Here is a 13,048-nt window from a genome sequence, read left to right as displayed (position 1 = left end):
CAAAATAACGGTTTTAACTCGGCTTAAATTCAACCATTTCAGCAACATTCATAATATGTCAGCAGATAATCTTAATTCCCTCGACTTAATAGATATTTGAGTAACCCAAAAAAAGCTAAAGAGGCTGTCTATTATTGTCTGTCGCTATTATGGGTGGCATGATTAATTTTTTATGGGTGGCATGATTAATTTTGAAAAGAGCGTATAATTTTTATGTTCAGAGAACCTATAAAAGTCATTTTTTAATAGGATATTGCCTCAGATTTCACGTAGCAACGCGTTTTAGCGCTTAATTTTTAATAATTTTTGAGGCTGACTTTTCTAAAAAAGAAATTCTACAGTCTCGTTAGGTGTTTCTCAGGTTTGGAGTTCAAATGGGATTTAAGTTTTGGTTCGTTAGAGCATTAAAAGTATTTCTTGGAGTAGCAGCCTTACTTTTTATAGTTGAGTTGCTTAAACAGCATTCAGTTCAAGAAGCATTAATTTTTGCTTGTACTTGGTCATTGATTACAACAGCAGTGTTTATATGTTCAAGATTATATCAATCGCGTAAAGGTTTAGAGTGTGCTTTGTGCAATGATATTCCAGACAAAAGTGATAAAAACACCCAACAAGAAAATCAACAAGGTGATTGATCTTCCCCCGATAAAACGGACACCAAAACCTAATTAAAGAAGAGGTGTCTCATGCCAAAGTACAACAATCCAAGACGAGCTTGGAAATATTCAAATGAATTCGTCAGATATACGAAAAAATGACGTTTGGAATAACCTACCACAGTCCGCTTTGAGTTTAAACCAGCCCCATAAGTGAGAGGACCATACTGGCCAATATTGACTTTAATATGCTCATGAATTTGCAAAGGCTTAATGTCTGCTTATGGCTAAAAGTTTACTGTTGGATCATTAATTCCGTATATTTGTAGCCTGTTAATTCTTTAATCACCTTCGTCACATAAATCAAAAGGCCAACTAGCATTAACATTGACGGTATGGCAATAACGGGATAGCTCATTAATGTCATATGACCAAGCTCTTCATTAAACATAACCGTACCAGCAGGGCTTTTAACAAGCCATTTTGCCAGCAAATAATTCATAATTGACGAAAAAACAAAGGTTAATGCCAATAAATGATTGGCAAATGCCATCCTAGTAACAAATTCATTCATTTTCCCTAAGTCATTTAATTTGTTATAGACCATATTTACATCAATTATAGATTCATTTAACAGTATTTTTGCGATTAAAGGCTTGCCATATATACCAGAGAAAACTACAAACACTGCAATTAACCCAGGAATAGAAGCCTCTTTAATGGCTAACCACTCAACACTCAATTCAAATAGTGCAATACCACCTGTTAACAAAACACTAAAAAAGCCAAACACTGATATAAAGTTGGTTTCTTTCGTTCTTACATAATCATAGATGGCATAACCTATGGGAAATGATAGTGCGACAATCAACCCAAGCACCACACCTAAATATTCAGGTCCTGAAAATTTCATTAATAACCACGAAGGCAACGCAACATTAAATATTATTTCCAATAAAGGTTTGTTTTTAGGTTTTTCTGAACTCATTAATCAGTCTCTCTTTATTTATTGTCTGTTCTTTCTAAGCTATAGCTTTAAGTTTCTGAATTGACATAATAAAATACTTATGAATTAACACAAAGAATTCATTATTATTTAAATGTAAGAATTCATACACTAGGTTGCAATGAGTTTGCTGGTATTAAGGAATTTAAGAGTAAATATACTTGTTTTCGGGGGAGTAGTCCTTTGCTCCAAGAGTAAAGAGTTATGTGAGCAACACTAATTGCGGCTTCAGTTTCCGTGACTGTAGAAAATGAAACGTTTTATGTATGCTCACCGGCTGCGATATTATAAAAACACCACGAAAGCAAAAATTTTGTGGTGTTTTTTCGTTATAAACTAAGAGCGCTATTGACGTTTAAAAGCGGTATTTATTGGTAAGTTTAATGCTTCAGCAATACCTTTCCATGAAACATATTTAAAATTGGTACTTTCTCGTTTTACACCTGATTTAGTCGATGACCCTTTTGGTGGTTTATTATCACCGTCTTGCATAACTAAAACACCTTGGCTAAATTCTTTGCCAAAATTAGCGTTTACTACCATCATGCCATCAGTTTCATCTACGCCATCAATATCGCCATCGCCGACAGTAAATGAATTAATGTATTCATAAGGTGCCGTTCGATTAAATAATGCAATGGTATTATCACCTTGGCTTGAAGCAAGTAAATAGCCTTTACCGTTGCCACCATCATAAATGGTTAAACCTTCAACATCGGCGATAAGGTGGTCATTACCGTAGTCATTATCTTTACTGGTATCGAGCTTACAAATATATTCGTCTTCGGCGTCACTCCATTTGCGACTGTAAGGCACGCCATAAGCATTTACTTTAGAAATAAGTTGCCATTTTTGGCTATTAGCAGCGTCACTAAGGCTTACTTTCCAAATACCCACATCTTCTTGGGCAAGGAATAGGGCATTATTGTCAATATCTGCAACCATACCTTCTAAATGAGGATGTTCGCCATCTTCCTCTGAACAAGGAGTCCATAGGCTATTATCAGGTAATAGAAATTTCTCAGGAAAATCTAAGTTTGCTATATTTTTATAACTGATCGTGCCGTTACCATTATCGAAAACTTCCAATTGGGCAACACGGGTTTCACTATTTTGGGTAACAAAAGCCATGGTTTTATCGGTTTTAGCTGTCGCTAAACCATAAGCCGTGTTGCCTTTATTAACTTTTTTTTGATTTTTAGTGAAAATCAAAGGTGCTGTTGGCGCTGTTACATAAGTGAGTAACTTATCAGCATTAACATCAATAGTATAAATAGCCAATTTGTCTAAACCACGATCAGACAGTAAAACTAAATCGACACTTTTACCATCTAAATTAAAGTCATAAACAATCTCAACATTGTTAAGTCTGCCAGCTTTATTTTTACATTTTTTCACCGAACTCTCACACGATGGAGCAGGTTCAGGTTTAATAAATTGTAAAAGTTCGCCTTGCATGTTGTAAACATCAATACCACCTTTTTTCAGGGCAGTAACAACTAGACTTTTACTTTTATCTGTTGGATGAACCCAAATGGCCGGATCATCAACATCAGTAAAGTTACCTTGAGCATCGCTATAATGTGAGCGTGTTTCTAAGGCTGGTACAACAGTGGTAATATGCTTGGCAGGTTGCGCAACGCTGATAATCGAGGTGGTTATTAAAGTTAAAGCCATTGGTATTAAAGTAATTGATTTCATTTTGTGTACTCCTAATTATTAACTGTTAATAAGTGTACCTAATGCGTTATAAAGTGAAGATGAACCTAAGATTAACTTTTATTAATAAAGATGAATTATAATGTAATGTGTTGTTTTATAGTGATTAAAAAGGTTTTGGCAATGTGGTACTGTAGGTAGTAATGGAGCATTAAGCTTAGCCTACGTAGTTGCAGGGAGTATTACTAGCGGAAGCTGGCGGAAAAGCGAACAATATTTTTGCAGGCGAAAACTATTTTAAATTATGGAACCCAGTTATTGCTGCAAGTGGTGTTGATGATGATTTAGTCGCTATCATTAACAATAATTAATGTTACGTAAATATTGCCTTTAATAAGAGGAAGGTAAACTGTTACTATTCCAATCAGAGGACAATATTATGAAACGTTTAAACGCACTAATCTCATTCACTTTAGCTACTTTAATTACAGCCGGAACAATCTCATCTAGTTGGGCTGGCTCAGATAAAGAAGAGTTAGCAGTAGCTAAATCGATAATTGACAAGTCAGGTATTACGGCCCAAAAAGTTATTAGAAAAGTTCAACAAGAATATAATGGCGTTATTTATAGTTATGATCTTGATGACGATAAAAACAATGTATATTTTCACGAAATTAAATTGATAGATATTGAAGCCGATAAAAAAATAAAATTGATTATTTCTATTCAAACTGGTGAAATGGTTGAAAAAGAATGGAATCGCCTATTTTCATGGTTCTTCGAAGATGATCGTATTGTTACCGCTAAAAAGTTAGCAACAATGAAATACTCTATTCTGGATGCTATTGACGCGATAAAACTTGATGAATCTGCATTATTACAAGAAATAGAAGTCGAAGATAAACAAGGTGTATTATTTTTTGAGCTAGAAACAATTGACAATGATGGCGAAAAAGATTGGCTGGTAGATGCTAATAATAATCAAATCATTCCTGTATTTAAGAAGTAGGTTTAGTGCATGAAATTACTGGTTATTGAAGATGATAAGACAACCCTTGAATATATTAAAAAAGGTTTTGTTGAACAAGGGAATATAGTTGATACCGCAGAAAACGGACCTGACGGTCTTTTCTTTGCAACAAGTAATAGTTATGACCTTGTTGTACTTGACCGTATGTTGCCGAAAATGGATGGTTTAGCATTATTATCGGCAATGCGTGCGGCTAATATCAAGACACCAGTAATTATTTTAAGTGCATTAGGTCACGTAGATGAGAGAATTAAAGGTTTGCAGGCGGGAGGTGATGATTATTTAACTAAACCATTCTCTTTTCAAGAATTGTATATTCGAGCAAGTATTCTGGTTGAACGCCATCGTACATCATCACATAAAAATGGGCTTGCAACAGAGCTTACCATTGATAATTTAGTAATGGACTTGGTAGGTCATAAAGTCGTTAGAGATGGTAAAGAGCTAACGATACAGCCTAAGGAGTTTCAATTATTACGCTATTTACTAGAGCACCAAGGTCAGGTGATTTCAAGAACATTATTATTTGAATCAGTTTGGGATTATCATTTTGATCCTAAGACCAATGTAATAGATGTTCATGTAGCAAAGTTAAGAAAAAAACTGGAAGAAAACGGTCAGCCTCAACTTATACATACTGTTCGAGGAGCCGGGTATGTGGTTAGAACGATTTAAAGTTTTTACCCGAACCTCGATTTGGCGCTTCACCTTAATTTTTACCCTTATTGTATTACTTATTTGTTCAAGTATTTTGGCGCTGGTTTATCAATTTACCGTGGGTGAACAAAAGCGTCAAATAGCAACACAAGTCACCATTGCCGCACAAGGATTTTCAGACCTTTCTCATAGTCCAAGCATGACTAAAGCCGACTTTCAAACAGCGATACAACAGCGAATTGATAGAAGTGGTGCAATTATTTTGGTATTAAAAAATGATGATAATGTTATTGGTAACTTAAGCAGTTTGCCAAAAAATTTAGCAAAATTCCCATCGTTACAACACTTTCCAATAGCTGTTGTGAATCACTTAGGTGAAACAACCGTTGAAATAGTACTAGGTACCAATTTAGAGACACGATTTGGTAGTTTATCAATAGCATTATTTGATAATAACTATCAGGTTCTTGAAAGCCGTTTTATAACGGCAAGCGTTGGCGCTTTACTATTTGCCTTGATCGTTACACTTATTTCAGGTTTTTTATTAAACCAGCGAGTACTCTCAAGAGTGAAACAGATAGGCGAACTGACTGCTAATGTAAAAGCGGGACGGTTAAAATCAAGACTGCCTATCAGTAGCAAACAAGATGAATTTGACATGATTGCCGATCAAATCAATCAAATGTTAGATGAGATTGATGATTTAATTAATTCAGTCGCACAAGTAACAGACAATGTAGCTCATGACTTACGTACACCGTTATCTCGCATTCGTATTTCTGTTGAAGATAGCTTAACAGCATTTGATGAAAACAGCGCAGATGCACAATGGCGTATAGCACTGTTAGACGAAATAGATCAGATAATAGACACATTTAATGCCATGTTAGAATTATCACGATTAGAAAAAGGTGTCCCAAAAAGTACATTTAAGACTGTAAATATTGAAACACTTTGTGAAGATGTTATCGACTTAGCGACGCCACTTGCTGAAGAAAAAAATCAAAAACTGACATTGAATATAACAATAGATGAGGAATCTTCTTTATCAAGGCTTAAAGGGGAGCCAAACCTTTTATTTCGCGCTATTTTTAATGTTGTCGATAATGCCGTTAAATATACCCAAGCAGCAGGAAATATTGCGTTAACATGCCATATTTCACCACAACAAACTGACATTGTTGTTTGTGATAATGGACCTGGAATTGCTAAAGAGCATTATGACGCGGTGTTTCGACGACTTTACCAAGTAGACTCTAGCCGCCAAGGGGATGGTTTTGGTTTAGGGCTTCCTATTGTTAAAGCCATTGTTGAACTTCATGGAGGTTCTATATCTATGTCGTCGTCTAATCCTGGGTTAACGGTTTCTATTACACTTAAGCATTAAGTCACTATGCAATGAATAAGTTATTTTAAACTCATGCATTCTAAACTAATACATTATAAACCCAGGCCTAAAGAAATATTGAGATCAAAGGAGAAAACCAATGACCTCAAAACCTATTTATAAAAGCTTTTTGTACATTAGGTTTCTAAAAACTTAACCCATGGCTGTGTTTGTTCAAACAGAGTAAGTATTAGTTTTATACAGACAAGTAAAGGCACAGCAATCAATAATCCAATCAAACCCCATAACCAACCTATGATTAATAACCAAACAATAATGATAAAAGGGTTAACACGCATGTTCTTAGCTAAAACTAAAGGGGTTATAAATTGTGATTCAAGTATATTAAGTGATAATACACTACAAACAACGATCAATACCTTGATATCTGTTCCCCATTGAACAGAGCTTGCCAGCGTAATAGCGCCTAAAGCAAAAGCGGGACCAACGAATGGAATGAAATTAACAAAGCCGACAATTAATCCCCATAATAAAGCATCTTCTAAACCCATTAACGTGAATAACAGCATTGCGATTAAGCTTAGAAATAAGTTAATTAGACTAACGGTTAATATATATCGAGATAGTTGCTGCTGTATGTCTAGTACAAATTTAAATGCTTTTTTTTGTCTACTCTCAATCACAAAAAGCTGTACATAGTGTCTAAAAAGTTTGGGAGAATATACCAGTGTAAATAAAATTAAAATGATGGCGGTGATAAGCTGTATAAGAGCAAAAGGAGCTAGAACCATAAATTCAGCAGCAAAAGAAAATAATGATTCCTTCAATTGAGTTTGAATCATCGATTTATTTTCAGAGTTATTGGAAATTTTAGGCTTTTCTTTGAACCATGAAAACCAACTATCGCTAATTTCTTGTGTACTATTTACATTATCAGTACTTTCAGTGTCGATAATATTTTGATATTCATCTAGCTTTTCTGAAATATGCGTAGAAATTTTGGGGAGCATTTTTGTCCATTTCGTGACCGGCTCTTCTAATTGACTGACTAATGCACTGGTAGGCACAATTAAGCAACTTAATAGAAATATCGCGCCCAATACTCTTGGAACATAAAAGCGCTCCAAGGTATTAACCCCTGAACTTAATAACAATGATATTAACGCTGAAGCGACTAAAAGTAGAATTAATTCTTGTGCAAAGTATGCAGTATAAATAACAGCGAGAACTGTTAGTGTAATATGACAAACTAAGCTTTTATTTACAGCCTTTTTTTCTTCTGGGATTGATGTCACTTATATTCCAACCTTGTTTTAGGTGCTTCAATGGGTAATTTTAACGATTATGAGCTTATATTTTCCTACTTAATACTACTCACCTGGCTCTGGTACATCATGATGGCTAACATTTTCTACTTGGGTAATATCCTTTGTTCTTTTTATATCTTCAGGCTCAGCGGTGATTCCTTTTTGTTTTTTGTTAGGATTATATGAGAGTGTTGTAAGTAGTGGAAAATGATCTGAGCCTATAGAAGGTAAGCGCTTAATTTTAGCTAACGTGAAGTGCTTACTATGAAATATATGATCTAAAGGCCACCGCGCAAATATATATGAGGTATGAAAAGTATTAAACATACCTCTACCTATACGAGGATCTAACAAACCACTTATTTTTCTAAAAAGGCGGGTTGTAGACGACCAAGCTACGTCATTAAGATCGCCAGAAACTATTATAGGTTGTTCAGTTTTAGCAATGCTCTCCGCTACCATTATCAATTCCGCATCGCGCTCTGAAGAACGCTCATTTTCTGTCGGACTAGGTGGCGCTGGATGAAGAAAGTGAGCGCGAACTTTAGTGCCATTTCTGAGTGTTATCAAGGTATGCATTGACGGAATATCTTGTTCAACAAGATATTTAATTTCTTGCTCTGCCAAAGGAAGTTTAGAAAAAACATGCATGCCATATAAATTATCTAAAGGGCAATTAATAGTATAAGGCATTTCATTGGTTAGCGTACTCAGAGCATTCTCCCACCATATATCAGTCTCTAAGGTGACGAGTACATCAGGATTATGACGTTTAACTAGTTCTACTAAGGCCTTAGCATCTCTATTCGTCATAAGAACATTGAAATTAAGAATTGTTAATTGATTTTTTTCATCATTGTCTTTTGATGATTCAACTTCTTTATGCCAAAACCTGGTGTAAGGTAAAACCCACCATAATTGCCAAGCGATGGAAAATATCGTTAGACTAAAGCAAACAAAGAATAAAATAGTAGATATTTGCATAAAAATCAGTTGGTTGATGAGTAAAATAAAGCCACAAATAATAAATTGTAATCGCGGAAAATCGAAGGCTCGTAGCAGCCAATGAGAGCTGCGTGATAAAGGCATAATGGTTGCGATAACAAATAAAAATGTTAGGGCCGTTATAGCAGAAAGCATTTTATATCCTAATTATTGAATTATTCTTTAGTATTATTTTTTCGTTGTATTATAAGAAAGTCTATTCTAACTAGACACTTATACTTTATTATCATACCTGAAATAAATATCGCTATTATTTTTTACTAACTTATTTAGCTAAATATCTTAAGATCATCGGTACCCACTTTACGTGTAGCGAACAACTTTACCATTATTCGCTGCTAATGCCACGGCTACCTCCATATAGTACTATGTTATTAGTTGTTTGAATTTTACTTATCAACTACTTATAGATTTACGGTCCATAGTTAATAGAGTGAAAATTATTCAATTTCTTTTGTAAACTTTTCATTAAGATTACTTTTAAAACAAAAGTAAAACAATAAGTTATTGATAATTAAGTATTTAAGTGTTGGTTTGATAGTTGCACTACTATAGCGAGGGCAATGAGAATTGCATCGTTCTATTAAACGACAAAAGGAAAAATTACTATGTCAGCGACTAAAAAAACAGTAAGTACTCCAACTAAGAAAACGATACAAGAAGATCATTCAGTGACTGATAAATTACAAGATTCATTGCATCATTCGGTTGATGCATTAGCTGAAAAAGTAGGTTCAGCGGAGGAGTCTATTCGTGAAACAGCACATAATAGCTCAGAAACATTTGTGAAAAAGCAAAGTGAAATAGAAGACAAGTGGAATAAGTCAGCTGTTAAAAAGTATGCGATTGAAAATCCTGTCGCTTCTGCTGGTATCGCATTTTCAGTAGGTATGTTGGTTTCAAGTTTTTTAAAAAGAAAATAATATAGGCGTAAATTAGTATGAAAACTCCAGAGCAAGAGGGCGTTTTCAAACAGCCCCCTCATGATGATTCAAACGCACAATCAGCATCATTCACCAAGACATATGAAAGTATTGAAGCGTTATTTGGAAGTAAAATTGCTAAACTAATCGCGTCTAAGAACCTTGTAGTTGCTGAGGCTAAACTTAGCCTCAGTGCTATTTTATTATCTTTTGCTATTAGCTTAACACTCGTTGTTATAGCTGCAGTAATATGGATACTATTAAATATTGGCGCAGGCTTAGTGGTTTATGAGCTTATTCACTCTATTAGTTTATCTATTGTTATTTTATTAATAATCAATGTCTTGCTTGGTTTATGGTTATTTAAACAATTAAAATCTGTATGGGAGTTAGTCGGTTTTTATTCAACAGTTACAGATATTATAGAAGGGGAGTAGTATGAAATTTATCCTCAAAAACGAAATTAAAAAAGTTGAAGAAACTCAACAAATATATACCGCAGCTTCAACGCTAGATAAGCACAATAGCTTATCAGCCAAATCTAACATGAAAAATTTGTTGGCATCAGAAAAAGGGCTTGCAGCATCGTTTGGTGCTGGTTTAGCTAAAGGATTATTAAATGATAGTCATAATTCTACACACAGTTCATCAAAACCTGAATGGACAGCCCTACTAAATATTTTATTTAAACTACAGTAGCAGAATATTTAGTGTATGACCTTGTAGATTACTTGTGTTGCTCATCGCTGCTTAACTTTTTTTTAGTTAATTTACTGTTAAATTAATTGTGAGATTATTAATACTTTTTATCAACTCTAAGCTTTCATTTAAGCTCTCATTATTATTTATTGTCAATATCCTTGAGCTTTAAGAATAAATTACTTCTACAGCCTAAATTATTTTCAGGTATCGTATGAGGAGAGGGTTCTAGGTAAGCTGTTATAAAATTATTAAATAAAGCTGACGACACCCCATACTGTTATTATAAATACAGTTAAGATAATCATTGTTTTAGTTTTATGTTTACGGATCATTTTCTCAGCTTTGTCACCTGCGTAATACACTAGAATTGCCAAACCAAAATAACGGATAGATCGCGAAATAGTTGCTGCGATTAAGAAGAGCGTAAGTGAGTATTTAGTTGCGCCTGCCGCAAGCATCGCGATTTGAAATGGTACCGGCACAATGCCTAAGGTTATGACAAACCAAAAACCTTGTTTTTGCATGCTTTGTTTAATATTCTCAAATTGCTCAGGAGTTGAAAATGTACTTATAATCCAATCACCAACGGCGTCAAATAAAAAATAGCCCATAGCATAGCCAAATAAAGCACCAATAACACACCCTAAAGTAGCCATAAGGGAAATAAGCCAAAGTTTGTCTCGACGTGCTTGCATTAAAGGGACTAAAACAGCTTCTAAAGGTATAGGTACTATGGTTGATTCTAAAAATGATGCGGTAGTAATACTACTAAGCATATATTTAGACTCAACGAACTGATGTGTTTTTTTCTTAACCTTTTCTTGAATGCTCATAGTACTTCTTTTGATGCGTCCTTTTTATATTTCGGGTGAGGGGGTTACTATTTTCTTCTATCATTCAGTTCATTTAAGTTATCAAATTAAGAGTGGGCTGTATGCTTACTTGTTAAGTATAAAAACAGACCTAAAGCACTTAATAATAGAGCAGTACAAGATATTACAGCTACTGGATAATATAGGTTGCCCGCGAGATCTAATTGACTATATTTTATAACCATAATTAACCCCTCAAGTGATAATGCAACGCATACGGTGCCAATAAACCTAGGCATTGTTCTTCTTAATGTAGCAATAGTATCATCTTCTTGCTTATCTTCTTTATTACTTGAATATTCTTTATTAATAACCAATGCAAGTTCAAAAACAGCTAGACCTATTACACCAGTATTGATACTACTTAAAAATATTTGCATTATATCAATATCACTTGCAATGCCATCAAATACATTAATTACTAAAGATATAAGAATAGCAGCGGCTAATCCTAAAAAAATTAGTGTAAATGATAGGGCAAAAATTTTTCTGATGAATAAGTGAAGGGGATTGCTCATTATTTTTCTTCCTACTTATAAATAAATAGCATTTAATTATTAAGTACTACGATCAAAAAAATACTGCTACGTATAAGTAACAGTATTTATGGTTAGGATTAAAAACTAACAGTCTTTGTCTTTAGTACCTACTTCATCTTTTACATTTTCACAGGCATCTTCTATAGCATTGCCGGTATCAGATATCACTTCATCAACTTTTTCACCTGCATTTTCTACTTGGTCGTCTGCACAAGCTGTTAAATTTAAAGCAGCAATAAGTGTTAAAACCAAGATTGATTTGTTTTTGTTGATATTCATAGTTATTCTCCGTTAAAAATAAACTGTTTGTAATGTTTTGAAATTATTGTGCTCACAACTTTCTTTAGGGTCTAGGGGCTTTTCCTCGTAACGCATTGGCAATTAATGAAATAACCAATAATACGATAAAAATAAAAAATATAATTTTTGCCATTCCCGCGGCTGCACCAGCTATACCACCAAAACCGAAGATCGCTGCAATAATTGCGATAACAAAAAAGGTTACTGCCCAATTCAACATGTCTACCTCCATTAATTTGTTAAATAATACATTCGTTATATATAATGCGACAGTTGTGCCAGTTATTAAGTGATTGTTATTTAATGTTTTATTTGGATTTATTAATTGCAATGATTGAAGTAATAGTAATTATTACAAGGTAAGAATGTATAATTTTCAAAGTGGCAGTAGAGAGTAAAGCGCGGAAGTCGTGTGAAGAGACTAGATGTGTCGAGTTATCATTGGTCTTTGCATGATTTTATGTGGATAAAGGTTATATCGGTAATAAGCTAAATAAAGGTTAGCTGTAATTTAGGAAGATTTTTACTACTGTTTATTAAAAAGATTTTAATAAAATGACATATTTTGGCGTTTAGTCTTATAACAAATAATTTAGTTAATATAAATTAAACTGAAAATAAAAGGAATAATGATTATAAAGTTAAGAGTAGAAGGTGCTTTCACTATCGAATTAACCATTGATAGTTATCAGAAATAATATTGAATAGAATTTACTTGAATTAAAAGTGGTGGACGATACTGGACTTGAACTGGTGACACGGTGCGAGATGTAAAGAGTAGAAGGTGCTTTCACTGTCGAGTTAACCGTTGATAGTTATCAGAAATAATATTGAACAGAATTTACTTGAATTAAAAATGGTGGACGATACTGGACTTGAACTGGTGACACGGTGCGGGATGTAAAGAGTAGAATGTGCTTTCACTATCGAATTAACCGTTGATAGTTATCAGAAATAATATTGAACAGAATTTACTTGAATTAAAAGTGGTGGACGATACTGGACTTGAATTGGTGACACGGTGCGGGATGTAAAGAGTAGAAGGTGCTTTCACTGTCGAGTTAACCGTTGATAGTTATCAGAAATAATATTGAACAGAATTTA

At 34.0% G+C, this 13,048-nt stretch carries 16 protein-coding genes; 8 read left to right on the top strand and 8 right to left on the bottom strand.

The window, feature by feature from the left end; genetic code table 11:
- Positions 1-374: 374 nt before the first annotated feature.
- Entirely contained in the window at positions 375-635 is a 261-nt protein-coding gene (locus tag Q4503_RS18510; protein WP_303603159.1) for a hypothetical protein, read from the top strand.
- Between the two features lie 256 nt (positions 636-891).
- Here Q4503_RS18510 and Q4503_RS18505 read toward each other — a convergent pair whose 3' ends face one another.
- A complete protein-coding gene (locus tag Q4503_RS18505) occupies positions 892-1,584 on the bottom strand; it encodes a VC0807 family protein (RefSeq protein WP_215974624.1) in 693 nt (230 codons plus the stop codon).
- A 363-nt stretch (positions 1,585-1,947) separates the two neighbouring features.
- Positions 1,948-3,303 carry a phytase gene (locus Q4503_RS18500; protein WP_303603158.1) on the bottom strand — a complete coding sequence of 452 codons (1,356 nt, stop codon included), beginning with the start codon at positions 3,301-3,303 and terminating at the stop codon, positions 1,948-1,950.
- A gap of 188 nt (positions 3,304-3,491) precedes the next feature.
- Between Q4503_RS18500 and Q4503_RS18495 the strand changes: the two genes are divergently transcribed.
- From Q4503_RS18495 to Q4503_RS18480, 4 genes are all read left to right on the top strand, one after another.
- Entirely contained in the window at positions 3,492-3,632 is a 141-nt protein-coding gene (locus Q4503_RS18495; RefSeq protein ID WP_303603157.1) for a hypothetical protein, read from the top strand.
- Between the two features lie 68 nt (positions 3,633-3,700).
- Positions 3,701-4,270 (top strand): hypothetical protein, encoded by a 570-nt coding sequence (locus Q4503_RS18490; RefSeq protein ID WP_303603156.1) that lies wholly within the window; start codon positions 3,701-3,703, stop codon positions 4,268-4,270.
- 9 nt (positions 4,271-4,279) lie between these two features.
- Positions 4,280-4,966 (top strand): response regulator transcription factor, encoded by a 687-nt coding sequence (locus Q4503_RS18485; protein ID WP_215974621.1) that lies wholly within the window; start codon positions 4,280-4,282, stop codon positions 4,964-4,966.
- A complete protein-coding gene (locus tag Q4503_RS18480) occupies positions 4,947-6,335 on the top strand; it encodes a HAMP domain-containing sensor histidine kinase (protein ID WP_303603155.1) in 1,389 nt (462 codons plus the stop codon). Before Q4503_RS18485 ends, Q4503_RS18480 begins: the two co-directional genes overlap by 20 nt.
- Before the next feature lie 137 nt (positions 6,336-6,472).
- Here Q4503_RS18480 and Q4503_RS18475 read toward each other — a convergent pair whose 3' ends face one another.
- Positions 6,473-7,591: an AI-2E family transporter gene (locus Q4503_RS18475; protein ID WP_303603154.1), complete on the bottom strand. Its 1,119-nt coding sequence runs from the start codon at positions 7,589-7,591 to the stop codon at positions 6,473-6,475.
- 75 nt (positions 7,592-7,666) lie between these two features.
- A complete protein-coding gene (locus tag Q4503_RS18470; protein WP_303603153.1) occupies positions 7,667-8,743 on the bottom strand; it encodes an endonuclease/exonuclease/phosphatase family protein in 1,077 nt (358 codons plus the stop codon).
- A gap of 473 nt (positions 8,744-9,216) precedes the next feature.
- Between Q4503_RS18470 and Q4503_RS18465 the strand changes: the two genes are divergently transcribed.
- Genes Q4503_RS18465 through Q4503_RS18455 form a run of 3 tightly spaced genes read left to right on the top strand, consistent with a single transcriptional unit; the run spans position 9,217 to position 10,230 of the window.
- Positions 9,217-9,531, top strand: a complete 315-nt coding sequence (locus tag Q4503_RS18465) for a DUF883 domain-containing protein (RefSeq protein ID WP_215974617.1) — start codon at positions 9,217-9,219, stop codon at positions 9,529-9,531.
- Between the two features lie 17 nt (positions 9,532-9,548).
- On the top strand, positions 9,549-9,968 hold the full coding sequence (locus tag Q4503_RS18460) for a hypothetical protein (protein WP_303603152.1): 420 nt from the start codon (positions 9,549-9,551) through the stop codon (positions 9,966-9,968).
- A gap of 1 nt (position 9,969) precedes the next feature.
- Entirely contained in the window at positions 9,970-10,230 is a 261-nt protein-coding gene (locus tag Q4503_RS18455) for a hypothetical protein (protein WP_303603151.1), read from the top strand.
- 251 nt (positions 10,231-10,481) lie between these two features.
- On the opposite strand, the gene Q4503_RS18450 is transcribed toward Q4503_RS18455, so the two are convergent.
- The 4 genes from Q4503_RS18450 to Q4503_RS18435 all read right to left on the bottom strand — a co-directional run bounded on the left by Q4503_RS18450 (position 10,482) and on the right by Q4503_RS18435 (position 12,164).
- Positions 10,482-11,066, bottom strand: coding sequence for a YqaA family protein (locus Q4503_RS18450; RefSeq protein ID WP_303603150.1), 585 nt, complete (start codon positions 11,064-11,066; stop codon positions 10,482-10,484).
- 86 nt (positions 11,067-11,152) lie between these two features.
- On the bottom strand, positions 11,153-11,623 hold the full coding sequence (locus tag Q4503_RS18445) for a hypothetical protein (RefSeq protein ID WP_303603149.1): 471 nt from the start codon (positions 11,621-11,623) through the stop codon (positions 11,153-11,155).
- Positions 11,624-11,728: 105 nt separating this feature from the next.
- Positions 11,729-11,923 (bottom strand): hypothetical protein, encoded by a 195-nt coding sequence (locus tag Q4503_RS18440; RefSeq protein ID WP_215974612.1) that lies wholly within the window; start codon positions 11,921-11,923, stop codon positions 11,729-11,731.
- 64 nt (positions 11,924-11,987) lie between these two features.
- The gene (locus tag Q4503_RS18435) at positions 11,988-12,164 is read right to left on the bottom strand and encodes a DUF1328 family protein (protein ID WP_159819628.1); all 177 of its coding nucleotides are present in this window, start codon (positions 12,162-12,164) and stop codon (positions 11,988-11,990) included.
- Positions 12,165-13,048 lie beyond the last annotated feature (884 nt).

Origin of the sequence: Colwellia sp. 6_MG-2023, assembly GCF_030547765.1 — a bacterium.
Taxonomy (GTDB): Bacteria; Pseudomonadota; Gammaproteobacteria; order Enterobacterales; family Alteromonadaceae; genus Colwellia.
Note: the sequence above shows the minus strand (reverse complement) of the source record. Positions and strands in the feature narration are given on the sequence as shown.